This window comes from Streptomyces sp. cg35, assembly GCF_050410835.1.
Taxonomy (GTDB): domain Bacteria; phylum Actinomycetota; class Actinomycetes; order Streptomycetales; family Streptomycetaceae; genus Streptomyces.
The window spans coordinates 5,016,574-5,040,224 of record NZ_CP191268.1 but is presented as its reverse complement, the minus strand read 5'-3'; the positions used below and the strand labels follow the sequence as shown (position 1 = coordinate 5,040,224).

The 23,651-nt window shown below is 72.9% G+C and carries 20 protein-coding genes and 1 pseudogene; 8 read left to right on the top strand and 13 right to left on the bottom strand.

All coding sequences use genetic code 11. The annotated features are described in order from the left end of the window. Positions 1-11: 11 nt before the first annotated feature. From ACQUQD_RS22955 to ACQUQD_RS22925, 7 genes and pseudogenes are all read right to left on the bottom strand, one after another. Entirely contained in the window at positions 12-1,184 is a 1,173-nt protein-coding gene (locus ACQUQD_RS22955; RefSeq protein WP_428954007.1) for an acyl-CoA dehydrogenase family protein, read from the bottom strand. After that, a complete protein-coding gene (locus ACQUQD_RS22950) occupies positions 1,181-3,046 on the bottom strand; it encodes an acetyl/propionyl/methylcrotonyl-CoA carboxylase subunit alpha (RefSeq protein WP_428954006.1) in 1,866 nt (621 codons plus the stop codon). The genes ACQUQD_RS22955 and ACQUQD_RS22950 overlap by 4 nt, the downstream gene beginning before the upstream one ends. Before the next feature lie 8 nt (positions 3,047-3,054). Next, positions 3,055-4,653: an acyl-CoA carboxylase subunit beta gene (locus tag ACQUQD_RS22945; protein ID WP_428954005.1), complete on the bottom strand. Its 1,599-nt coding sequence runs from the start codon at positions 4,651-4,653 to the stop codon at positions 3,055-3,057. Then, complete coding sequence (locus ACQUQD_RS22940) at positions 4,650-6,299, bottom strand: acyclic terpene utilization AtuA family protein (RefSeq protein WP_428957635.1); 1,650 nt, start codon at positions 6,297-6,299, stop codon at positions 4,650-4,652. Before ACQUQD_RS22940 ends, ACQUQD_RS22945 begins: the two co-directional genes overlap by 4 nt. 59 nt (positions 6,300-6,358) lie before the next feature. Continuing rightward, complete coding sequence (locus tag ACQUQD_RS22935) at positions 6,359-7,171, bottom strand: TIGR03084 family metal-binding protein (RefSeq protein WP_428954004.1); 813 nt, start codon at positions 7,169-7,171, stop codon at positions 6,359-6,361. 66 nt (positions 7,172-7,237) lie between these two features. Further along, positions 7,238-7,552 (bottom strand): annotated as a pseudogene (locus ACQUQD_RS22930) (MerR family DNA-binding protein); the annotation flags it as partial. Positions 7,553-7,669: 117 nt separating this feature from the next. Next, positions 7,670-8,590, bottom strand: a complete 921-nt coding sequence (locus tag ACQUQD_RS22925) for an EamA family transporter (RefSeq protein WP_428957634.1) — start codon at positions 8,588-8,590, stop codon at positions 7,670-7,672. A gap of 176 nt (positions 8,591-8,766) precedes the next feature. Between ACQUQD_RS22925 and ACQUQD_RS22920 the strand changes: the two genes are divergently transcribed. Then, positions 8,767-9,675, top strand: a complete 909-nt coding sequence (locus ACQUQD_RS22920) for a LysR family transcriptional regulator (RefSeq protein ID WP_428954003.1) — start codon at positions 8,767-8,769, stop codon at positions 9,673-9,675. Here the strand turns inward: ACQUQD_RS22920 and ACQUQD_RS22915 are convergent. Beyond that, positions 9,665-12,544 carry an FAD-binding and (Fe-S)-binding domain-containing protein gene (locus ACQUQD_RS22915; RefSeq protein ID WP_428954002.1) on the bottom strand — a complete coding sequence of 960 codons (2,880 nt, stop codon included), beginning with the start codon at positions 12,542-12,544 and terminating at the stop codon, positions 9,665-9,667. The genes ACQUQD_RS22920 and ACQUQD_RS22915 overlap by 11 nt on opposite strands. A 189-nt stretch (positions 12,545-12,733) precedes the next feature. On the opposite strand from ACQUQD_RS22915, the gene ACQUQD_RS22910 reads away from it, so the two are divergent. Both ACQUQD_RS22910 and serC read left to right on the top strand, forming a co-directional pair. Next, complete coding sequence (locus ACQUQD_RS22910; RefSeq protein WP_428954001.1) at positions 12,734-14,014, top strand: cytochrome P450 family protein; 1,281 nt, start codon at positions 12,734-12,736, stop codon at positions 14,012-14,014. A gap of 87 nt (positions 14,015-14,101) precedes the next feature. After that, a complete protein-coding gene (gene serC, locus ACQUQD_RS22905) occupies positions 14,102-15,220 on the top strand; it encodes a phosphoserine transaminase (protein WP_428954000.1) in 1,119 nt (372 codons plus the stop codon). Positions 15,221-15,347: 127 nt separating this feature from the next. Here the strand turns inward: serC and ACQUQD_RS22900 are convergent, their stop codons facing one another. Beyond that, a complete protein-coding gene (locus ACQUQD_RS22900; protein WP_428953999.1) occupies positions 15,348-16,352 on the bottom strand; it encodes a WD40 repeat domain-containing protein in 1,005 nt (334 codons plus the stop codon). A gap of 68 nt (positions 16,353-16,420) precedes the next feature. Between ACQUQD_RS22900 and ACQUQD_RS22895 the strand changes: the two genes are divergently transcribed. Further along, the gene (locus ACQUQD_RS22895; protein WP_428953998.1) at positions 16,421-17,089 is read left to right on the top strand and encodes a GDSL-type esterase/lipase family protein; all 669 of its coding nucleotides are present in this window, start codon (positions 16,421-16,423) and stop codon (positions 17,087-17,089) included. Here the strand turns inward: ACQUQD_RS22895 and ACQUQD_RS22890 are convergent. After that, the gene (locus ACQUQD_RS22890; protein WP_428953997.1) at positions 17,070-17,963 is read right to left on the bottom strand and encodes an MBL fold metallo-hydrolase; all 894 of its coding nucleotides are present in this window, start codon (positions 17,961-17,963) and stop codon (positions 17,070-17,072) included. The genes ACQUQD_RS22895 and ACQUQD_RS22890 overlap by 20 nt on opposite strands. Before the next feature lie 115 nt (positions 17,964-18,078). Here ACQUQD_RS22890 and ACQUQD_RS22885 point away from each other — a divergent pair, with 115 nt between their 5' ends. From ACQUQD_RS22885 to ACQUQD_RS22875, 3 genes are all read left to right on the top strand, one after another. After that, complete coding sequence (locus ACQUQD_RS22885; protein ID WP_428953996.1) at positions 18,079-19,011, top strand: AraC family transcriptional regulator; 933 nt, start codon at positions 18,079-18,081, stop codon at positions 19,009-19,011. A gap of 88 nt (positions 19,012-19,099) precedes the next feature. Further along, the gene (locus ACQUQD_RS22880; RefSeq protein WP_428953995.1) at positions 19,100-19,678 is read left to right on the top strand and encodes a Uma2 family endonuclease; all 579 of its coding nucleotides are present in this window, start codon (positions 19,100-19,102) and stop codon (positions 19,676-19,678) included. Positions 19,679-19,724: 46 nt separating this feature from the next. Further along, positions 19,725-20,714: an aldo/keto reductase gene (locus ACQUQD_RS22875; RefSeq protein ID WP_428953994.1), complete on the top strand. Its 990-nt coding sequence runs from the start codon at positions 19,725-19,727 to the stop codon at positions 20,712-20,714. Positions 20,715-20,846: 132 nt separating this feature from the next. Here the strand turns inward: ACQUQD_RS22875 and thpR are convergent, their stop codons facing one another. The 3 genes from thpR to ACQUQD_RS22860 form a co-directional block, all read right to left on the bottom strand. Next, complete coding sequence (gene thpR / locus ACQUQD_RS22870) at positions 20,847-21,404, bottom strand: RNA 2',3'-cyclic phosphodiesterase (protein WP_428953993.1); 558 nt, start codon at positions 21,402-21,404, stop codon at positions 20,847-20,849. A 70-nt stretch (positions 21,405-21,474) separates the two neighbouring features. Then, a complete protein-coding gene (locus ACQUQD_RS22865; protein ID WP_428953992.1) occupies positions 21,475-22,824 on the bottom strand; it encodes an MFS transporter in 1,350 nt (449 codons plus the stop codon). A gap of 43 nt (positions 22,825-22,867) precedes the next feature. After that, positions 22,868-23,305: a MarR family winged helix-turn-helix transcriptional regulator gene (locus ACQUQD_RS22860; RefSeq protein WP_428953991.1), complete on the bottom strand. Its 438-nt coding sequence runs from the start codon at positions 23,303-23,305 to the stop codon at positions 22,868-22,870. A gap of 154 nt (positions 23,306-23,459) precedes the next feature. Here ACQUQD_RS22860 and ACQUQD_RS22855 point away from each other — a divergent pair, with 154 nt between their 5' ends. Further along, positions 23,460-23,642: a ribbon-helix-helix protein, CopG family gene (locus ACQUQD_RS22855; RefSeq protein WP_428953990.1), complete on the top strand. Its 183-nt coding sequence runs from the start codon at positions 23,460-23,462 to the stop codon at positions 23,640-23,642. Positions 23,643-23,651: the final 9 nt, after the last annotated feature.

The following is a 23,651-nucleotide window of genomic DNA, read 5'->3' as shown; positions in this document are numbered from 1 at the left end:
GGCAGTTGTGCTCAGTACGACTTGGGCAGACCCAGGGTCTGGTGGGACACGTAGTTGAGGATCATCTCCCGGCTCACCGGGGCGATGCGCGCCACGCGTGATCCGGTGATGAGGGAGGCGAGGCCGAACTCGCGGGTGAGGCCGTTGCCGCCGAGTGTGTGCACGGCCTGGTCGACGGCGCGCACGCAGGCCTCGGCGGCCGCGTACTTGGCCATGTTGGCGGCCTCGCCGGCGCCGATGTCGTCGCCCTCGTCGTACAGGCGGGCCGCCTTCTGCATCATCAGGCGGGCCAGTTCCAGTTCGATGTGGACCTGGGCGAGGGGGTGGGCGATGGCCTGGTGGGCGCCGATGGGGTCCTTCCACACGGTGCGCTCGCGGGCGTATCCGACGGCGCGGGCGAGCGCGAAGCGGCCCATGCCGATGGCGAACGCGGCGGTCATCACGCGCTCCGGGTTGAGCCCGGCGAACAGCTGGAGCAGGCCCGCGTCCTCGTCACCCACGAGAGCGTCGGCGGGTAGCCGCACGTCGTCAAGGGTCAGTTCGAACTGCTTCTCCGGAGCCTGGAGTTCCATGTCGATCTGCCGGCGCTCGAAGCCGGGCGTGTCCCGCGGGACGATGAACAGGCAGGGCTTGAGCCGGCCGGTGCGGGCGTCGGAGGTGCGGCCCACGATGAGGGTGGCGTCGGCGATGTCGACGCCGGATATGAACACCTTGCGGCCGGTCAGCACCCACGAGCCGTCGTCGTCCTTGCGGGCGGTGGTGGTGATCCGGTGCGAGTTGGATCCGGCGTCGGGTTCGGTGATGCCGAAGGCCATGGTGCGGCTGCCGTCGGCGAGCCCCGGCAGCCAGGCCCGCTTCTGCTCCTCGGTGCCGAACCGGGAGATCACGGTGCCGCAGATCGCGGGCGACACGACCATCATCAGCAGGGGCGAGCCGGCGGCCCCCAACTCCTCCAACACGATGGAGAGTTCGCTGATTCCGCCGCCTCCTCCCCCGTACTCCTCCGGGAGGTTGACGCCGAGGTAGCCGAGCTTGGCGGCCTCGGCCCACAGTTCCTCGGGGTGGCCCTCGGCGGCGGTGACCCGGGTCATGTAGTCGCGGCCGAACCGCTTGCCGAGCGCCGAGACGGCCGCGCGCAGCGCCTGGTGCTCTTCGGTTTCGAGAACGACTCGGTCAGTGCTCATGCGGGCGTTTCCTCCACGACTACGGCCAACAGGGAACCCACCTCGACCTGGCGGCCGACGGCGGCGTGCAGGGCGGTGAGCGTTCCGGAGGCGGGAGCGGTGATGCGGTGCTCCATCTTCATGGCCTCCAGCCAGATCAGGGGCTGTCCGGCGGTGACGGCGGCGCCCTCGGCGAGCCCTTCGGCGACGCGGACGACGGTGCCGGGCATCGGGGCGAGCAGCGAGCCGGGGACGCGCTGCTCGCTCGGGTCGGTGAACCGGGGCAGGGCGGTGAGGGCGACGCCGTTCACGTACACCCGGTCCCCGTAGGCGGCGACGGCGAACTTCTTCTGTACGCCGCCCACGTCGAGGACCACCCGGTCCGGTGCGGCGTGCACGACGCGTACGCCCGCGTCGTCGTCCGCGGTCAGGCCGTCACGGGTGTGCCGGTAGCGGACCTCGTGCTCGGTGCCGTCCGGTTCGGTGCGGTAGCGCTTGGTCTGGGGCCGCGCGGGGACGTTGCGGAAGCCGCCGAAGCGCGAGTGCCCGCGGGCCTGGGCGAGAGCGGCGGCCAGCGGCGCGTACGGGTCCGGCTCCGGGGCCGTCAGCTCGGCGAGGTGCCGCTCGTAGAACCCGGTGTCCATGCGCCCGTCGGTGAACTCGGGGTGGTGCAGGGAGCGGACGAGCAGGTCCCGGTTGGTCACCGGGCCGTGCACCTCGGCGCGCTCCAGGGCCCCGGCGAGGGCGCGGACGGCGGCGGCGCGGGTGGGCGCGTGCGCGACGACCTTGGCGAGCATGGCGTCGTAGTGCACGCCGATGGTGTCGCCGTCGGTGTACCCGGTGTCGAGCCGCACGCTCCCGGGGACGGACAGCCGGTGCAGGGTTCCGGTCTGCGGGGCGAACCCGGCGGCCGGGGCCTCGGCGTACAGGCGGGCCTCGACGGCGTGCCCGCGCGGCGCCGGAGGCTCGGAGTCGAGCGGCTCGCCCTCGGCGACCCGCAGCTGCAGCGCGACGAGGTCGAGCCCGAACACGGCCTCGGTGACGGGGTGTTCGACCTGGAGCCGGGTGTTCATCTCCAGGAAGTGCGCGGTGTCACCGGCCACGAGGAACTCGACGGTCCCGGCACCCACGTACCCGGTGGCCCGCACGGCCCGCTCGGCCAACTCATGGACATCAGAGCTAAGTTCGGGGGTGAGACCCGGCGCGGGCGCCTCCTCGATCACCTTCTGATGGCGGCGCTGCAGCGAGCAGTCGCGGGTGCCGAGCTGCCACACGGTGCCGTGCGCGTCGGCGAGGACCTGCACCTCGACGTGCCGCCCGCCCTCGACGTACGGCTCGACGAACACCTCGCCGTCCCCGAAGGCGGACAGCGCCTCGGCCCCCGCGGCCGCCAGCTCTTCCTTCAGGTCGGCCAGTCGCCGTACGACCCGCATGCCGCGTCCGCCGCCGCCGGCGGCGGCCTTCACGAGGACCGGCAGGTCCGCCTCGGTGACGTCACCGAGCGGCGCGATGCCCATCAGTTCCTTGGCGCGGGTCTTGGACGCCATGGCCTCGATCGCCTCGGGCGGCGGCCCGATCCAGACGAGCCCGGCGTCGGTGACGGCCCGCGCGAAGTCGGCGTTCTCGGACAGGAAGCCGTAGCCGGGGTGGACGGCGTCGGCGCCCGCGTCCAGGGCGGCCTTCACGACGAGGTCGGCGCGCAGGTACGTGTCGGCGGGGGTGGCGCCCGGGAGCCGTACGGCGAGGTCCGCCGCGCGCACGTGCAGCGCGTCCGCGTCCGGGTCCGAGTGCACGGCGACCGTACGAATGCCCAGGTCACGGCAGGTACGGAAGACACGGCAGGCGATCTCGCCGCGGTTGGCGACGAGCACACTGGTGATCATTTGGCCCCTCACATCCGGAAGACGCCGAAGCCGCCGCGGGCGCCCTCGTACGGTGCGGTGTGGATCGCGGACAGGCAGATGCCGAGGACGGTGCGGGTGTCGCGCGGGTCGATGACCCCGTCGTCGTAGAGCCGCCCGGACAGGAACATCGGCAGCGACTCCGACTCGATCTGCTGCTCCACCATGGCGCGCAGCGCGGCGTCCGCGTCGTCGTCGTACGGCTGCCCCTTCGCGGCGGCGGACTGGCGGGCCACGATCGACAGGACGCCCGCGAGCTGCTGCGGGCCCATGACGGCGGACTTGGCGCTGGGCCAGGCGAACAGGAAGCGGGGGTCGTAGGCCCGCCCGCACATCCCGTAGTGCCCGGCCCCGTACGAGGCGCCCATCAGCACCGACAGGTGCGGGACGCGGGAGTTGGAGACCGCGTTGATCATCATCGAGCCGTGCTTGATGATGCCGCCCTGCTCGTACTCCTTGCCGACCATGTAGCCGGTGGTGTTGTGGAGGAAGAGGAGGGGGATGTCGCGCTGGTTGGCGAGCTGGATGAACTGGGCGGCCTTCTGCGACTCCTCGCTGAACAGCACGCCCTGGGCGTTGGCGAGGACGCCGACGGGATAGCCGTGCAGGGCGGCCCATCCGGTGACGAGGCTGGACCCGTACAGCGGCTTGAACTCGTCGAAGTCGGAGCCGTCGACGATCCGGGCGATGACCTCGCGCGGGTCGAACGGCACCTTCAGGTCCTCGGGCACGATCCCGAGCAGCTCCTCGGGGTCGTACTTGGGCGGCTCCACAAGCTGTGGATCGCCGTACGCCTTACGGTGGTTGAGGCGGGCGACGACGCGGCGGGCCTGCCGGATCGCGTCCTGCTCGTCGTGGGCGAAGTAGTCGGCGAGGCCGGAGGTGCGGGCGTGCATCTCGGCGCCGCCCAGCGACTCGTCGTCGCTCTCCTCGCCGGTGGCCATCTTCACCAGCGGCGGCCCGCCGAGGAACACCTTCGCCTTCTCCTTGACCATGATCACGTGGTCGGACATGCCGGGGATGTAGGCGCCGCCGGCCGTGGAGTTGCCGAAGACGACGGCGACGGTCGGGATGCCGGCGGCGGACAGCCGGGTGATGTCGCGGAAGATGGCGCCGCCCGGGATGAAGATCTCCTTCTGGGACGGCAGATCGGCGCCGCCGGACTCGACGAGGGAGATGCAGGGCAGCCGGTTGGCGTACGCGATCTCGTTGGCGCGCAGGGCCTTCTTCAGGGACCAGGGGTTGCTGGCGCCGCCGCGTACGGTCGGGTCGTTCGCGGTGATCAGGCACTCCACGCCCTCGACGACCCCGATCCCGGTGACGAGGGAGGCGCCCACGGTGTAGTCGCTGCCCCAGGCGGCGAGCGGCGACAGCTCCAGGAAGGGCGTGTCGGGGTCGAGGAGAAGCTCGATGCGTTCGCGGGCGAGCAACTTGCCGCGCCCGCGGTGCCGTTGGACGTACTTCTCGCCGCCACCGGCCAGCGCCTTCGCGTGCTCGGTGTCGAGTGCGGTCAGCTTGTCGAGGAGGGCGGCGCGATGGGCGGCGTAGTCGTCGGACCGGGTGTCCAGGGCGCTGGCCAGGACGGTCACAGCAGAGCCTCCGGTATGTCGAGGTGGCGGGAGCGCAGCCATTCGCCGAGGCCCTTGGCCTGCGGGTCGAAGCGGGCCTGCGCGGCGACGCCCTCGCCGAGGATGGACTCGACGGTGAAGTTCAGGGCGCGGAGGTTCGGGAGCACGTGCCGGGTGACAGGCAAGTCAGCTGTCTCCGGCAGGAGTTGGCGCAGCACGTCGACGGTGAGGGTGTGGGCGAGCCAGCGCCACGCGTCGTCGCTGTCCGCCCAGATGCCGATGTTGGCGTCGCCGCCCTTGTCGCCGCTGCGGGCCCCGGCGACGAGCCCGAGGGGCGCGCGGCGGGTGGGCCCGGCGGGCAGCGGCTCGGGCAGGGCGGGCTCGTCGACGGGGGCCGGGGCCCGGGTGGGACCTTCGTGCGGCGGGACGACGTGCCGCACGCCGTCCGGGAGAACGGCGACGTGCGGGACGTCGCCGCGCTCGACGAACGCGGCCTCGAAGACGCCGTACGGGGAGCCCTTGCCGGGCGGGGCGGTGACGTGGAAGCCGGGGTAGGAGCCGAGGGCCAGCTCCACGGCGGCGCCGCTCAGCGCCCGCCCGACGGCGTTCTGGTCCTGGTCGCGCACGACGAGCCGCAGCAGGGCGCTCGCGGTCTCCTCGGTGCCGGCGTCGGGCCGGTCGGTCCGCGCCAGCTCCCACCGCACCTGCTCGGGACGGGACGCGGCGCGCCCGAAGGCGTCGTCCATCTGCTGCCGGACGAGGGCGGCCTTGGCGTCGATGTCGAGCCCGGTGAGCACGAACACGACCTCGTTGCGGAATCCGCCGAGCCGGTTCAGGCCGACCTTCAGGGTGGGCGGCGGCGCCTCGCCGCGTACGCCGTGGACACGGACCCGGTCGGGGCCCTGCTGTTCCAGATGGACGGAGTCGAGCCGGGCGGTGACGTCGGGCCCCGCGTACCGGGCGCCCCCGGTCTCGTACAGCAGCTGGGCGGTGACGGTGCCGGTGTCGACGAGGCCGCCGGTGCCGAGGTGCTTGGTGACGACGGCGGACCCGTCCTCGTGGATCTCGGCGAGGGGGAACCCGGGACGGGCCAGCCGGTCCGCGTGCCGGGCGAATCGGGAGTAGTTCCCGCCGGTCGCCTGCGTCCCGCACTCCAGGACGTGCCCGGCGACGACGGCCCCGGCCAGCCGGTCGTACGCGGCCCGGCCCTCGTAGCCCCAGCCGAAGTGCCAGGCGGCGGGACCGCTGACGAGCGCGGCGTCGGTGACGCGGCCGGTGACCACGATGTCGGCGCCGGCCTCCAGGCAGGCGGTGATGCCGGCGCCGCCGAGGTAGGCGTTGGCGGTGAGGGCGCCGGGGAAGCGGCCGGTGCCGAGCAGGTCGTCGCCCTCGACGTGGGCGACCCGCACGGGGATGCCCAGCTTGGCACTCAACTCCCGCACGGCGGAGGCGAGTCCAGCGGGGTTGAGCCCTCCGGCGTTCGCCACGATCCTGGTGCCGCGCTCGACGGCGAGCCCGAGGCACTCCTCCAGCTGCCGCAGGAAGGTACGGGCATAGCCGCGCCCCGGGTCCTTGAGCCGGTCGCGGCCCAGGATCAGCATGGTCAGCTCGGCGAGATAGTCGCCGGTGAGGACGTCGAGCGGCCCGTCGCTCAGCATCTCCCTCATGGCGTCGAAACGGTCGCCGTAGAACCCGGAGGCGTTGCCTATCCGCAGCGGCGCCCGGCTCACTCGGCGCCCCCCTCGGACTCGCGGCCCTTGGCCTCGCGGCCCTTGCCGGGCGGCCCGGCGAAGGCCTGCGCGATGTCGAGCCAGCGGTCGGCGTCGGGGCCCTCGGCGCGTACGGCGAGGTCGGCGCGGTGGGCGCGCTGGGTGACGAGCAGGCAGAAGTCGAGGGCGGGCCCGGTGACGCGCTGCGCGGCGTCCTCGGGTCCGTACGTCCACACCTGACCGTCCGCTGCGACGAGTTCGACGCGGAACTCGGAGTCGGGGGCCCGCATTCCGTGCACGGCGAAGGCGAAGTTCCGGGCGCGGACGCCGATCCGGGCGACGTGCCGCAGCCGACTGGTGGGCGGGCGCTCGACGCCGAGCGCGTCGGCGACGTCCTGCCCGTGGGCCCAGGTCTCCATGAGCCGCCCGGTCGCCATGGACGCGGCCGACATGGGCGGCCCGTACCAGGGGAACTTGGTCCCACCGGCGGCGGCGCTCCGCAGCACCTCCTGCAGCTCCTCGCGCCCCTGCCGCCAGCGCGCGAGCAGCACGCCGGGCTCCTGGGCGGCGCCCTCATCGGCCCCGTCGTCGACGAACGCCTCCGGAGCGGCGATCGCCTTCTCGACCTCACCGGCGAACGCCTCGGCGTCACTCATGGCGAGCAGCGCGGCCCGGTCCGTCCAGGCGAGGTGGGCGATCTGGTGGGCGACGGTCCAGCGGGGCGCGGGCGTGGCCAGCCGCCACCGCCCGGGCTCCAACTCGGCCACGAGCCGGTCGAGTTCCTCACTCTCGTCCCGCAAGTCGTCGTACACGGACAGCGGTTCGGACACGGTGCGCTCCCTGGGGGCACGGCGGTGTGCGGCGTGCTGGGAGCATGGCAGCGCCACCAGAAACAATCAAGCGTGCTTGCATGAAAAATTCGGGGGCCGCGGCCGGTCCCGGCGAGGGGCGGGCAGCGGTCCGGGCGGACTCAGCGGGGCAGCGGCCCGCTGGCCGGAGGCCCGGAGCGGGCATCCGGTGTCGACGCGGCCGACCAGTTCGGCGCGCAGGGAGGCGAGTTCGGCGATCCGCGCGTCGACGACGCGGATCTTCTCCCGGAACAGCTCGGACAGCGCCGCCGCGCTGTCGGCGGCGTCCCGCAGCTCCCGGCCCGTGCGGGCGATCTCGGCGAGCGAGAACCCGAGGGCCTGCGCGGTGCGGACGTACTGCAGCCGGCGACCACCACGCCTGCCCCTCGCCGTGAGGACGGGACGTGCGGGGCGGCCGCGCTCACCGGCCGCCCGGGCGCGGCGCCGACCGCCGTCGTCACGGCCGCGGACCGATCGGCCTCACTTCCGCTTGCGCCGCCCCACCTGCGTCCGCACCGCCCCCATGCTCGCCGCGATGACGAGGGCGATCGCGAGGGCCTGGATCCAGGAGAGGGCCTGGCTCAGGACGAGGAAGCCGGCGAGGGCCGCGATGGCCGGTTCGAGGCTCATCATCACGGCGAACGTGGACGCGGGCAGGCGGCGCAGCGCGATGAGTTCGAGGGTGTAGGGCAGCACCGAGGAGAGGATCGCGACCGCCGCGCCGAGGCCGACCGTCACCGGGTCGAGGAGCCGGCCGCCCGCCTCCGCGACGCCCAGCGGCAGGCAGAGGACCGCGGCGACGGCCATCGCCAGCGCCAGGCCGTCCGCCTGCGGGAAGCGGCGGCCGGTGCGGGCGCTGAAGATGATGTACGCCGCCCACATGCCGCCCGCCGCGAGCGCGCAGACCACGCCGACCGGGTCCAGCCCGCCGAGGCCGTCCCCCGCGCCGCCGAGCAGGAAGACGCCGCACAGGGCCAGGCCCGCCCACAGGATGTTGATCGCGCGGCGCGAGGCGAGCACGGAGAGGGTGAGGGGGCCGAGCACCTCGAAGGTGACGGCGAGACCGAGCGGGATGCGGGCCGCGGCCTGGTAGAAGATCAGGTTCATGCCGCCCATGGCGATGCCGAAGGCCACGACCGTGCCCCAGTCGGCCCGGGAGTGCCCGCGCAGCCGGGGCCGGCAGACCAGCAGGAGCACCAGCGCCGCCACCACCAGGCGCAGCGTCACGACACCGACGGGGCCCGTGCGCGGCATCAGGCTCACCGCGAGCGCACCGCCGAACTGCACCGACACACAGCCGGCGAGCACCAGACCGACCGGGCCGAGCGCGCCCCGGCGCCCCGTGTCCGCCGGCGCGGCGGCGTCGCCGTCGCTCCCGACGAGGACGGCGGCGTCCGGCACGGGCAACTGCTGCTGTTCGGTGCGCGAGCCGCTCACAGTGCCTCGCCCCTTTCCTCGGCCCGGAAGGTCATGGCCCCCACCCTTGAGTTCATTATGTTGGACTTGGATGTCCACCGTACTGCACTGCGCGCCGCGCGTGAACCTCCACGCTAGAACCGCCGGGCACGCCCCGTGAAATGCCTTGTGCGCTCCGGTTATGCTCCGCGGACATGAGCCGGGACCACGCCATCGAACTGCGTCACCTGCACTGCTTCCTCGCGATCGCCGAGGAGGGCGGCGTGACCAGGGCCGCCGCCCGGCTGCACCTGACCCAGCCCGCCGTCTCCCGCACCCTCGCCGCCCTGGAGACCGCGCTCGGCGTCCGCCTCGTCGACCGCTCCACCCACCATCTCGCCCTCACCCCCGAGGGCCACGCGTTCCGCGAGAAGGCGGCCGTCGCCGTCGCCGCGTTCGAGGACGCGCTCGCCTCCGCCCGCACCCCGCACCGGCCGCTGCGCCTCGGCCACGCCTGGTCCGCGGCCGGGGAGTACACGACGCCCCTGCTGCGCCGCTGGCGCCGGGCGCACCCGGACGTACCGCTGGAGCTGCTGCGCATCGACGACCGCACGGCCGGACTCACCCGCGGCGCCGTCGACGTCGCCCTGCTGCGCGGCCCCGTCACGGCACCCGGCCTCGTCGTCGAACTCCTGCACAGGGAGCCCCGGGTGGCCGCGCTGCCCTCCGACAGCCCCCTCGCCCGGCGCCCCTCCCTCGCCCTCGACGACCTCCGCGACCAGGTCATCGCCCTGAACACGGTCTCCGGCACGACCGCCCTCGACCTGTGGCCGCCGGCCTCCCGGCCCACCGCGACGCTGCCGGTCGCCAACACGGACGACTGGCTCGCCGCGATCGCCGCCGACCAGGCGGTCGGCATCACCTCGACCGCCACCGTACGGATGCACCCGCATCCCGGCGTCGTCTACGTGCCGCTGACGGACGCCCCGGCCCTCCCCGTCCACCTCGCCCGGCGCGAGGGCCCGGGCCACCCGTCCGCCCCCGCCCTGATCGCCCTCGCCCACGAGGTGACGCGGGGCGCTACTCCCTGACCGGGCCGGGCCGCGTCAGTCCGTCCGCCAGCACCTCCGCGAGATGGCGGGCCCGCACCCCCGCCAGCTGCTCCACCTGCGTCCGGCACGAGAACCCGTCGGCCAGCACCAGCGCCCCGTCCCCGGCCGCCCGGACCGCAGGCAGCAGCGACTCCTCCGCGCAGGCCACCGACACCTCGTAATGCCCCTCCTCGAAGCCGAAGTTGCCCGCGAGACCGCAGCACCCGCCACTCAGCTCGCCGTCCAGACCGGCCCGTTCCCGCAGCCGCCGCTCCGCCGCGTCGCCGAGCACCGCGTGCTGATGGCAGTGCGTCTGGCCCACGACCGGCCGGTCGATCCGGGGCGGTGTCCAGTCGGGCGCGAACCGTTCCAGCGCCTCGGCGAAAGTGACCACCCGCTCGGCGAGCAGCCGCGCCCGCGGATCGTCCGCCAGCAGCTCCGGCAGGTCGGTGCGGAGCGCGGCCGCGCACGACGGCTCCAGGACGACGACCGGCTGTCCACCCCCGTCACCGAGCAGCGGTTCCAGCAGGTCGAGGGTGCGGCGCTGCACGGCGCGGGCCCGGTCCAGCTGCCCGGTGGACACATACGTCAGCCCGCAGCAGACCCGGCCGCGCACCACCGGCGTCCGCCCGTACGTCCGCGTCGGCGGCAGCACCACGGACAGCCCGGCCGCCTCCAGGACACGGACCGCGGCCTGCGCCACCTGCGGCGCCAGATGGTCGGTGAACGTGTCCGGCCACAGCACCACCTCGGGCCCGCCCCCGCCGGTCCGCGCGGCCGCGAACCGCCGCCCGAGCCCCCGGTGCCAGGCCCCGCTGAACGACCCGTGCCGCATCCGGGGGATGCTCCGCTCCCGCGCGATCCCTCCGACCCGCTTCGCCAGCGACGCCACCACCTGCTTCCCGGAGAGGTAGTTGACGATCCCGGCCGTCCGCGTCCGTTCGACCAGGCGGAGCCAGCGCGGCAGCCAGCCCATCGCGTAGTGCGCCATCGGGCGGCGCCTGCCCTCGTAGTGGTGGTGCAGGAACTCCGCTTTGTACGTGGCCATGTCGACGCCCACCGGGCAGTCGCTCCTGCACCCCTTGCAGGACAGACAGAGATCGAGCGCGTCGCGCACCTCCTCGGAGCGCCAGCCGTCCGTGACGACCTCGCCGGCCAGCATCTCGTGCAGCAGCCGGGCCCGCCCGCGCGTGGAGTGCGTCTCGTCGCCGGTGGCCCGGAAGGACGGGCACATCACGCCGCTGCCCGAACCAGCCGTCTCCGTGCGGCACTTGGCGACCCCGACACAGCGGCGCACGGCGGCCGAGAAGTCCCCGCCGTCGTGCGGGTAGCCGAACGCGACGTCCACGGGCCCGCGCGGCAGCACGGCGAACCGCAGGTTCTCGTCGAGCCGCGCGGGCCGCACCAGCATCCCGGGGTTCAGCACGTCCGCCGGGTCCCACACGCCCTTGACCCGCTCGAAGAGGCCGACGAGTTCGTCGCCGTACATCGTCGGCAGCAGCTCGGCCCGCGCCTGCCCGTCCCCGTGCTCCCCGGACAGCGAGCCGCCGTGCGCGGCGACGAGCACGGCGAGCTCCTCGGAGAAGCGGCGGAACCGCCCGATGCCCGCCTCCGTGAGCAGGTCGAAATCGATGCGTACGTGGATGCAGCCGTCGCCGAAGTGCCCGTACGGGGTCCCGCGCAGCCCGTGCTCGCGCAGCAGCCCCCTGAACTCCCGCAGATACGCGCCCAGTCGGGCGGGCGGCACGGCACAGTCCTCCCAGCCCGGCCATGCCTCGCTGCCGTCCGGCATCCGCGTCGCCGTCCCGCTGGCGTCCTCCCTGATCCGCCACAGCGCCCGCTGCCCGGCCGGGTCGTCGACCACCAGCGCGTCCACGACGTCCGCGGCCCGCACGATCCGGTCGGCCGCGGCCCGCGCCTCGCCGGGCGTCGCGCCCCCGGTCTCCACGAACAGCCAGGCGCCGCCCTTCGGCAGGCCCGAGTCCGCCGGTACGAGGTCGGCGGCCATCCCCTCGACGGTCAGCGGCCCGTGCGGCAGCAGGCCCGCGGCGGCCTCCGCGGCCGCGCTCTCGTCCGCGTAGGCGAGGACGGCGAGGGCCCTGGCGCGCGGCGCCCGGACGAGCTTCACCGTCGCCTCGGTGACGAGGCCGAGGGTGCCCTCGGTGCCGCAGAAGAAACGGGCCAGGTCGGTGCCGTGCTCGGGCAGCAGCGCGTCGACGGCGTACCCGGAGATCCGGCGGGGCAGCCCGGCGAACGGCGCGAACCCGGTGCGGACGAGCCCCAACTCCCGCTCGACCAGAGCCTGGAGACCGTCCGGCGCGCCGCCGCCCCAGCCCTGCCCGAGGCGGTACGTCCCCGTGCCCGCGACGACGTCGAGGGCGGCCACGCTGTCGGCGGTCGTGCCCCAGGCCACCGAGTGCGAGCCGCAGGAGTTGTTGCCGATCATGCCGCCGATCGTGCAGCGGCCGTGCGTGGAGGGGTCGGGGCCGAAGCGCAGGCCGTGCGGGGCGGCGGCGTCCTGGAGCCGGTCGAGGACGACGCCCGGCTGGACGCGGGCCGTGCGGGTCTCGGGGTCGACGTCGAGGATCCGGTTCATGTGGCGGGTGAAGTCGAGGACGACGCCCGTGCCGGTCGCCTGCCCGGCGATGGAGGTGCCGCCGCCTCTGCCCACGACCGGCACCCCGCGGCGCCGGCACACCTCCAGGGCGGCGGCCACGTCGTCCCGGTCCCGGGGCGCCACCACCCCGACCGGCACCCGCCGGTAGTTGGACGCGTCCATCGTGTGGAGGGCCCGCGCCGTGACGGAGAGATCGACGCCGCCGCGCACGGATGCCCGCAGTTCCCGTTCCAGGCCGTCCAGATCATCCATACCGTCCAGGATGCAGTCACCGGGTGTCCCCCGCGCCACCACGCATCCCACAGCACTGCCCGCCTTGCACCGATCCGGTCAAAAAACTCCCCCGAACGATCACCAACTCTCCTATAGTGACGGCGACTTGATCACAGACTGTCCCGGCCGCGCCCGGGCCACCGCCCCCGACCGCTCCTGGAGAGCCTCGTGACGACACCCCCGGCACCCCCGGCGACCTGCCCCCACCACGGCTCCGGCCGCATCGCCCTCGACCCGTTCGTCTCCGACCTGGACGGCGAGAGCGCCCGGCTGCGCGCGGCGGGTCCGCTGGCCGAGGTCGAGCTGCCGGGCGGCGTCCCGGTGTGGGCGGTCACCCACCACGCGGAGGCCCGCGCGCTCCTCACCGACAAGCGGCTGGTGAAGGACATCGAGGTGTGGGGCGCCTGGCGGCGCGGCGAGATACCCGCCGACTGGCCGCTGATCGGCCTGGCCAACCCGGGCCGGTCCATGCTCACCGTGGACGGCGAGGACCACCGCAGGATGCGCGCCCTGGTCGCCCAGGCGCTCACCGTGCGGCGCGTGGAGCGGATGCGCGAGCGCATCACCGAGCTGACCACGGGCCTCCTGGACGAGCTGCCCGCGGACGGCGGGGTCGTCGACCTGAAGGCCGCGTTCGCCTACCCGCTGCCCATGTACGTGATCAGCGACCTGATGGGCATCGACGAGGCGGACCACCCCCGCCTGAAGGTCCTGTTCGACAAGTTCTTCTCCACGCAGACCCCGCCGCACGAGGTCGTCGCCACCCTCGGCGAACTCGCCGCGATGATGGGCGCCGTGGTCGCCGCCCGCCGCGCCGAGCCCGGCGACGACCTGACCAGCGCCCTGATCCAGGCCTCCGAGGACGGCGACCACCTGACCGACGCGGAGATCGTCTCCACGCTCCAGCTGATGGTCGCCGCGGGACACGAGACGACGATCTCGCTCATCGTCAACGCGGTGGTCAACCTCTGTGCCCACCCCGACCAGCTCGCCCTCGTCCTGTCCGGCGGCGCGACCTGGGAGCAGGTGGTCGAGGAGACGCTGCGCCACTCGACCCCCACCTCCCACGTCCTGATCCGCTTCGCCACCGAGGACGTGACCGTCGGCGAGAAGACGATCCGGCAGGGCGACGCCCTGATCGTGTCCTACGCGGCGATCGGCCGGGACGAGCAGGCGCACGGCCCCACGGCCGATGCCTTCGACATCACCCGCACCTCGGCCAACCGGCACATCGCCTTCGGCCACGGCCCGCACGTCTGCCCCGGCGCCGCGCTCTCCCGCCTCGAGGCCGGAGTGGCGCTGCCCGCCCTGTACGCCCGCTTCCCGGACCTGCGCCTCGCGGTGGAGCCCGGAGAGCTGCGCCACAAGCCGGTCGTGACCCAGAACGACCTGTACGAGCTGCCGGTACGGCTGACCGCTCCCGAGGTGACGCCGCGGCCCGTCCCGTAGATCACCACAAGTCCACGGGCCGGAGAAGTCGTCTCATCGAACGGACGGGTTTCCGTCCGGTTTCTCCGAGGGGATACCCTCCGGCTCGTGGCTGAGATCCAGATTCCCGCTGACATCAAGCCCGCCGACGGACGTTTCGGCGCTGGCCCCTCCAAGGTGCGCACGGAGGCGTTGGACGCCCTGGCCGCCACCGGTACCTCCCTGCTCGGCACCTCCCACCGCCAGGCCCCGGTCAAGAACCTGGTCGGCCGCGTCCGCGAGGGCGTGAAGGACCTGTTCCAGCTCCCCGAGGGCTACGAGGTCATCCTCGGCAACGGCGGCTCCACCGCCTTCTGGGACGTGGCGACGCACGGCCTGATCGAGAACAAGTCGCAGCACCTGAACTTCGGCGAGTTCTCCTCCAAGTTCGCCAAGGCCTCCAAGCTGGCCCCGTGGCTGGCCGAGCCGACCGTCATCTCCTCCGACCCGGGCACGCACCCCGAGGCGAAGGCCGAGGCCGGCGTCGACGTGTACGGCCTGACCCACAACGAGACCTCGACCGGTGTCGCCGCCCCCATCAAGCGCGTCGCCGGCGCCGACGAGGGCGCGCTCGTCCTGGTCGACGCCACGTCCGGCGCGGGCGGCCTGCCGGTCGACATCGCCGAGACGGACGTCTACTACTTCGCGCCGCAGAAGTCCTTCGCCTCCGACGGCGGCCTGTGGATCGGCGTGTTCTCCCCGGCCGCGATCGAGCGCGCCGAGCGGATCCACGCGTCGGGCCGGCACGTCCCGGAGTTCTTCTCGCTGCCCACGGCGATCGACAACTCCCGCAAGAACCAGACGTACAACACCCCCGCGCTCGCCACGCTCTTCCTGCTCGCCGAGCAGCTGGACTGGATCAACGGGCAGGGCGGTCTCGCCTGGTCGACGGCGCGCACGAAGGACTCCTCGACGCGGCTGTACAGCTGGGCCGAGGAGTCGAAGCACGCGACGCCGTTCGTGACGGACGCGGCCAAGCGGTCGCAGGTCATCGGCACGATCGACTTCTCCGACGACATCGACGCCGCCGCCGTCGCGAAGGTGCTGCGCGCCAACGGGATCGTCGACACCGAGCCGTACCGGAAGCTGGGCCGCAACCAGCTCCGCGTCGCCATGTTCCCGGCGATCGACCCGGCGGACGTGCAGGCCCTGACCGCCTGCATCGACTACGTCATCGGGCAGCTCTGACGCTCCCGTCCGCATAGCGGCTGACACCTCGCGGGGGTCTGCGCACCGGCTGTGGCCGGTCCGCAGACCCCCGCGCCGCTGAGGCGGGCTCCGCGCAAGAAGCCCCACCGGCCCGCGATCAGCTACCTCACCGCTGCTTGGGCCGCCGCAGCAGCCGCCCGATCCCCAGTACGGCGATGAGCACGACGGCGGCCCCGACGGCCCCGGCCTTGCCGGTGAACCCGCCGTCACCGTCGTCACCGGCCGAACTCGCCCCCGAGCCGCCGGAGTCGCCGCCCCCGTCCGCGCCCTCGACCTCCACGGGCTCCACGGAGCTGCCGCGCCCCTCGCTGCCGTAGAGGAGGGTCTTCCCGTCCAGGGTGTACGTCACCGACTCGCCCTGCGCCTGCATCGGCACGCTCAACTGGCCCTGCCGCTCGGGCTTCCCGTCGTTCCAGGAGTACGCGATGCCGCCGAAGTAGCCGCGCAGCGCGAGCTGTTTCCCGTCGGGCGAGAACGCGCCGTCGGTCACCCACAGGTCGATGTCGGCGACGCGCTTGAAGACGTTCGTGGCGGAGGAGTCCAGCGGGTCGGGGCCCTCGTACAGGCCGCCGCCGTCCTCGCCCTTCTCGACGATGTACACGCGGCCGGTCTTCGGATGGACCATCATCGCCTCGGCGTTGCGCGGCCCGTCCGCGTACTTCACCACGTACTGCGTCGCGCGCACGGTCTGGTCGCGCAGTTCCTTCGGCTCGGGCAGCTTGTAGATCCACACGTGGTCCCACTTGCCGCCGAGGTTGTCCCCGATGTCCGCGACGTAGAGGTCTCCGTCGGGCCCGACGGAGATCGCCTCGACGTCGCGCGGGGCGCCGACCCCGGTGAGGGTGAGCGTGGCGACGGTCTTCCCGGTCCGCCCGTCGACCGCGAACAGGTACGCCCCGTCGTCGCTGTCATTGTGCGTCCAGTAGACGCCGGGGTGGGCACGGGAGGCCGCGAGGCCACTGGACTCGGTGATCCGGGGGTCCTGGAGGGTGAACCCGTCGGAGCCGGCCGGCCGCGCGTCGGCGAGGGCGGGACCGGCCGCCGGCCCGAACAGCAGCACGGCGGCGGCCGCGACCCCACCCACACGCGACGACGCCTTGTACGAACGCATGCCCCCAGCTTGCCAGGCGTGTTCGGTCTCACACGCACGCGGCCACGGCGATCGACGATGATGAGCGGATGCTCAGGTTCATGTTCGTCGGCGACTCGATGACGATCGGCAGCGCGGGCGAACACACCTGGCGCCACCGCATCTGGCGGCACCTGTGCGCCACCGGCACCGACTGCACCGTCGTCGGCCCCCGCACCGCCCTGCACGGCGGCACCCACGACTACGCGGATCCGGACTTCCCGCAGCACCACCTCGCGGGCTGGGGAGAGGGCTGGCAGCACATGGCACCGGCGATCGCGGCCGCGGTCACCGAGTCCCGGGCCGACGTCCTCCTGGTCTCCCTCGGCCTGATCGACCTCGGCTTCTACACGAACGCCGAGCAGACGGCGCACAACGTACGCCGCTTCGTCGCCGAGGCCCGCTCGGCCAACCCGGCCCTGCGCATGGTCGCGCTCCCCGTGATCCCGAACATCCGCGCCGAGTCCGACGCCCCCTTCGCGGCGCAGGTGGCCCACTTCAACACCCTGCTGGCGAAGGCGGTCGCGGACCTCGGCGAGCCCCGCTCACCGCTGCTGCTGGCCTCGGTCCCGGAGTCGTACGACATCCACACGGACACCTACGACGGCACGCACCCGAACGCGTCCGGCGAGCACAAGCTCGCCGCGGCGTTCGCGGACGCCCTGCACCAGGCCTGGGGCATCGGGGGCCCGTACCGCCTCACACCCGCCACCGGCTGACCCCGAACCCGCTCCCCTGCCGCCGGATCTCCGCCGCCCCCGGCCCGGGGAAGTGCGCCGGGATCACCAGCTCGTGCTCGTCGGCGGCGCGCTGGAGCACCCGGACGCGGCTGGCGGCCGACGCCGGCCGGTCCACGCACATCGCGCTGCTGCACGTGGGCGCGAGGAACTGGGCCGGGCTGTGCAGCAGGTCGCCCACGAAGACGGCCCGGTCGGTGCCCGACGCCAGACGCAGCACCGACGACCCCGGGGTGTGCCCGGGCGCGGGCTCCAGGACCAGCCGGGAGTCGATGCGGTGCGAGCCCTCCCAGAGCACGGCCTGCCCCGCCTCGACGACCGGCGCGACACTGTCCGCGAACAGGAAGCGGTGGTTGTCGTGCGCCGTGCGCGCCGCGCCGCCCGGGCCGAAGTAGTCGTGGTCGGCGCGGGGCACGAGATACGTGGCGTTCGGGAACGTCGGCACCCAACGGCCGCCCTCGTCACGGGTGTTCCAGCCCACGTGGTCGGCGTGCACATGGGTGTTGACGACGACGTCCACGTCCTCGGGCCGCACGCCCGCCCGGGCCAGCCGGTCCAGGAAGTCCGTGTCGAGCCCGGAGAAGTGCGGTGTGCCGGGCCGCTCGCGGCCGTTGCCGGCACCCGGGTCGACCACGACGGTGCGGCCCCCGCTGCGCAGCACCCACGCCTGTACGGCGGCCAGCACGGCGCCGCTGTCCGGGTCCTGGAAGTCGGGGGCGAGCCACTTCTCGTGGGCGTGCCAGGTGTCCTCGATGCCGGGGAACAGGTCGGCCGGCGCACCGAAGGGGCCGCGCACCTCCACGACCTTGACGATCTCGACGTCGCCGAGCGTGATGCGTTCGAAGTCGGTGTCCATGCCTCCACGCTAGGAACCCGGGACGAGCGTTTCCATGCGCCAGGGGCTCGCTTCGATACGCGATCGGCTCATCCTGCGCGTCACGGTCCGCCGCGATCCGCCTACGCTGGACCGCATGGACGTGGTCAGCGACGCGATCGCCGCCGTGCGGACGGGCAGCCCGTCCGCCAACCGGCTCCGGGTGAGCGGGAGTTGGTGCGTACGCCTGGAGCCGTACGAGGGCGCCGGGTTCCATGTGGCCCTCGCCGGCGGCTGCTGGCTGCTGCCCGACGGCGGGGCGCCGCTCACCCTGCGCCCCGGTGACGCCGTGCTGCTGCCGCACGGCGCGGGCCATGTCCTGGCGGACGCCCCGGCGGACCCGGCCGCGGTCGCCCGCGCCCTGCCCTTCGACGCCCTGCCCGGCATCCCTCCCGACGTCCCGCCGGCGGACAGCGCCGACGCGGTGGAGCTGCTGTGCGGCAAGTACCGCCTCGACCGCAGCCGCACCCACCCGCTCCTCGCCGAGCTGCCGGACGTCGTGCACCTGCCGCACGACGACCACTCACAGCCCGAACTCCGTTCGGCCATCGACCTGTTGAGCCGGGAAGTGGTCACCGCCCGGCCCGGCTCCTGCGCGGCCGTGCCGAGCCTGCTCGACCTGCTCCTCGTCTACATGATCCGCGCCTGGACCGCGGGCCCTGCGGCCGGTTCCGACGCCCGCTGGCCGCACGCCCTCGCCGACCCGGTGGTGACCGAGGCACTGCGCCTGCTGCACGGCGACCCCGCCCACGGCTGGACCGCCGACCGTCTGGCGGCGCGCGCGGGCGTCTCCCGCGCGACGCTCAACCGCCGCTTCACGGCGCTGGTGGGCCGGCCCCCGATGACGTATCTGACGTGGTGGCGGATGACCCGCGCGGCGACCCTCCTGCGCGCCGCCGACACCCCGCTGGACTCCGTCGCCCGCGAGGTCGGCTACGGCTCCCCGTACGCCCTCTCGCACGCGTTCCGCCGGGAGTTCGGGGTGACGCCGGGGCGGTACCGGACGGCTGTTCGGGTTCCGGCGGGCTGAGGGCACAGGCGTGTGACCGGGACACTCTGCGTATCGTTGTACTGCGCGGTCCCCTCCATGCGCGGGGTGGCCGGGGAGGAGCGCCACGATGACCGCCGAGGCAATCGACAGGATCGACATGGCGACGGTGAACGAGCAGATCTTGGACGAGATGTTCGCCCAGATGACCATCCCCGAGGGCTACAAGGCAGAGATCGTCGAGGGAATCGTCTACATGTCGCCGCAGAGGGACACGCGCTGGGAGGTCATCCTGGACATCGTCGAGCAGTTGAGGACCAAGTACCCGCGCAAGCGCGTCAAGTCCGATGTCCGCATCGACTATCCCGGCCACCTCAACGGCTTCGCCACCGACGTGACTCTCGTGTCCGAGTCCGCCGAGAAGAACGCCAAGGGCCTGTGGCTCTGGCAGGACGTCGTCTTCGTCGCCGAGGTCATCTCCAAGGGCACCGGCACCAACGACTACGGCCCCAAGAAGTCCGCCTACGCGACCGCCGAGGTCCCCGTCTACCTGGTCGCCGACCCGTACCAAGGCAAGTGCCACCTCTACGCGCAGCCCAAGGACGGCGACTACCTCACCGAGACCACGGTCACCTTCGGCACGGAGGTCGACATGACGAACACCCCCGTCGGCCTGACCCTCGGCACCGCCGAGTTCCCCCGCGACTGACGGCCCACTTGCCTAGAGCGCACTCCACGTCATTGGCTGTACAGCCATGAAGTACACGCAGCTCGGACGCACAGGACTCAAGGTCAGCCGGCTCGTCCTCGGCACCATGAACTTCGGTCCGCAGACCGACGAGGCCGCCAGCCACGGCATCATGGACGCGGCGCTGGCCAGCGGCATCAACTACTTCGACACCGCCAACGTGTACGGCTGGGGCGAGAACAAGGGCCGCACCGAGGAGATCATCGGCACCTGGTTCGCCCAGGGCGGCGGCCGCCGCGACAAGACCGTCCTCGCCACCAAGGTCTACGGGAACATGGCGGGCGACGGAGACGTCTGGCCCAACCACGACCGGCTCAGCGCGGTGAACATCCGCCGCGCGGTCGACGCCAGCCTCAAGCGGCTGCAGACCGATTACATCGACATCTACCAGTTCCACCACATCGACCGCCGGACCCCGTTCGAGGAGATCTGGCAGGCGATCGACGTCCTCGTCCAGCAGGGCAAGATCCTGTACGCCGGTTCGTCGAACTTCCCCGGCTACAAGATCGCCCAGGCCAACGAGACGGCGAAGGCGCACGGCCGCGTCGGCCTCGTCAGCGAGCAGTGCCTCTACAACCTCGCCGAGCGCCGCGCCGAGATGGAGGTCATCCCGGCCGCGCAGGACTACGGCCTCGGGGTCATCCCGTGGTCCCCGCTGCACGGCGGGCTGCTCGGCGGCGTCCTCAAGAAGGAGTCCGAGGGCAAGCGCCGCAAGGACGGCCGCAGCGCGAACGCCCTGGAGAACACCAAGGTGCGCGACCAGGTCCAGGCGTACGAGGACCTGCTCGACAAGCACGGCATCGAGCCCGGCGAGGCCGCCCTGGCCTGGCTGCTGACCCGCCCCGGCGTCACGGGCCCGATCGTCGGCCCGCGCACCCAGGAGCAGCTGGACTCGGCGCTGCGCGCGGTCGAGCTGGAGCTGAGCGAAGAGGTCCTGACCGGGCTCGACGAGATCTTCCCGGGTCCGGGTCCGTCCCCGGAGGCCTTCGCCTGGTAGGCGGGCGAACCGCGTGCGCGGCGGCCGTGGGTGCTACTTTCCGACGGCCGCCGCGACAGCCACCACGACGAACATCAGCACCAGCACACCGGCCATGATCCGGTTCCGCGTCTTCGGGTCCACGTACCGAGCCTAACGCGCCCCCGTGAGCTCCCAGCAGCCGACCTTCTCGTACCGCGGCTGCTCCCCCGGCACCCCCGACGTCGGCAGATGGCTGCGGACGAGGGCGAGCTCGCGCACGGTCCAGGGCGTGCCGGCGAAGCCGTCGAGCGCCGCGACGTACGGCCCGAAGTCATGGGCCCGCCTGCTGCGGGCCAGCGTCAGATGCGGCCGGTAGCGGCGGTGCTCCCCCGGCAGCCCGGCCTTCGTGCCCGCCGCCTCGGCCCGCTCGGCCAGCCGCCGCAGCACGGCCACGTCCCCGCGCACCCCCGCCCACAGCGCCCGCCCGCCGAAGTGGCCGCCGCCGCCCAGCGCGAGCCCGAACTCCCCGGTGCGCGCGGCGGCCCGCGCCAGCCGCCGCGCCAGCTCGGGCACGGTCTCCCCGGGCACCTCCCCGTAGAACGCGAGCGTGAGGTGCCAGCCGTCCCGGCCGGTCCAGCGCAGGCCGTCCCGGCCCGCCAACCGGTCCACCGCACGGCCCAGTTCGGCGACGACGGGGTCCGGTGGCAGCACCGCTGCGAAAAGCCTCACGGTTCCAGTCTCGCGTACGGCGAAGGGCCGGACGGGGACACCGTCCGGCCCTTCGCCGTGGAGCTCCGGCTCACGCCACCGCGGCCAGCTGCTGCGGCTCGCGCGGCACGAACTGCAGATGGCGCTCGCCGCGCCGCAGGTCGACCTTGAGGCGCAGGTTCGCCGCGCGGGCCAGCATCAGGCCGACGCCGACCGCCGCCGCGGCGCAGATCACACCGCCGAGCATGAAGCTGACGCGCACCCCGTACTGGTCGGCGAGCCAGCCGAAGAGCGGCCCGCCCAGCGGGGTGCCGCCGGTGAACACCATCATGAACAGCGACATGACGCGGCCGCGCATCTCCGGATCCGTGCCCATCTGGACCGTGGAGTTGGCCGTCACGTTGACCGTGAGGCCGAGGATGCCGAGCAGCACGATCAGCGGGGCGAACGCCCAGACACCCGGCGCCCACGCGGCCAGGATCTCCAGCGCGCCGAAGCCGATCGCCGCGCCGACCAGGACCCTGAGGCGGGTCGAGCGGCGGCGGGCGGCGAGCAGCGCGCCGGCCAGCGAGCCGATCGCCATGAGCGTGTTGAACAGGCCGTACTGGCCGACCCCGCCGTGGAACACGTCGTCGGCGTACGCGCTCAGCCAGATCGGGAAGTTGAAGCCGAACGTGCCGACGAATCCGACGAGCACGATCGGCCAGATCAGCTCGGGGTGCCGCGACACGTACCGCAGTCCTTCGCGCAGCTGTCCCTTGCCGCGCGGGGTGCGCTTGATGTGGTGCAGTTCCTTGGTGCGCATCAGCATCAGGCCGGTGAGCGGGGCGAGGAACGACAGGCCGTTGGCGAGGAACGCCCAGCCGGGGCCGACGGCCGCGGTCAGCGCGGAGGCGACGGCGGGGCCGATGAGGCGGGCGGACTGGAAGTTCGCCGAGTTCAGGGACACCGCGTTGCGGACCTGGTCCGGGCCGACCATCTCGGAGACGAACGACTGCCGGGTCGGGTTGTCGACGACGGTGACCAGGCCGGTGAAGAAGGCGGCGACGTAGACGTGCCAGACCTGTACGTGGCCGGAGAGCGTGAGCGCGGCCAGGAACAGGCCCGACAGGCTCATCGCGCCCTGGGTGCAGAAGAGCAGGTTCCGCTTGGCGAAACGGTCGGCGATCACACCGCCGTACAGCCCGAAGAGCAGCATCGGCAGGAACTGCATCGCGGTGGTGACACCGACGGCGGCGGAGGAGCCCGTGATGGACAGGACCAGCCAGTCCTGGGTGATGCGGGCCATCCAGGTGCCGGTGTTGGAGATGACGGCCCCGGTCGCGAAGAGGCGGTAGTTGCGCACCTTCAGGCTCGCGAACATCGAGGTCTTGTGGGGGCGGGCGGGGGTGTCGTGGGCCGTTGGTGCGGGGGCGGAGTCTGCTCCGGATCCCGTACTCAAAGTGGGTTCGCCTCCTCGGCGGTCGTCTGGGTCAGAGGCCTTCTCAGAGATGGGCGAGCTTCTCCAGGACGGGTGCGGCCGCGCGCAGCTTGGCCCACTCGTCCTCGTCGAGACCGACGGCGAGATCGGCCAGCCACGCGTTCCGCTTGCGGCGGGACTCGGCGAGCATGGCCTCGGCCTGCTCGGTCGACGTGACGACCTTCTGCCTGCGGTCCTCGGGGTGAGGCTCCAGCCTGACCAGTCCCTTGGCTTCCAGGAGCGCGACGATGCGGGTCATCGACGGCGGCTGGACGTGCTCCTTGCGGGCCAGCTCGCCCGGGGTCGCCGAGCCGCATCCGGCAAGGGTGCCGAGCACCGACATCTCGGTGGGGCTCAGCGATTCGTCGACCCGCTGGTGCTTGAGTCGGCGCGACAGGCGCATCACGGCGGAGCGCAGAGAGTTCACGGCGGCTACGTCATCGCCATGGGAGAGGTCCGGCATGTTCGTTAGCGTAACTCATTACTGTGTCTAACGACTACTCGATAAGCGCAGGCTGCCCGTGATCCGTGCCACCGAACCGCTTCATCACCCATACGAGTGAGTCGATTCCAGAAAGTGACACGCCGAAGGCCGCCACGCCGCGACCCTGTTCCGTATGGGATCGACTGTGCTCAGCCTGCGGATAGACGGTGAGCTGCTCGACCGGCTCAAGGAGCATGCCGCCAAAAGGGGAATGAGCGTCCAGGACTATGTGGTCCGGACGCTCATTCGAGACGACTTCGACGAACGGTTCGCGACGGCCGTCGAGGAGACGGAGAGGTTCTACGGGGCGGCGTGAGCCGCCCCG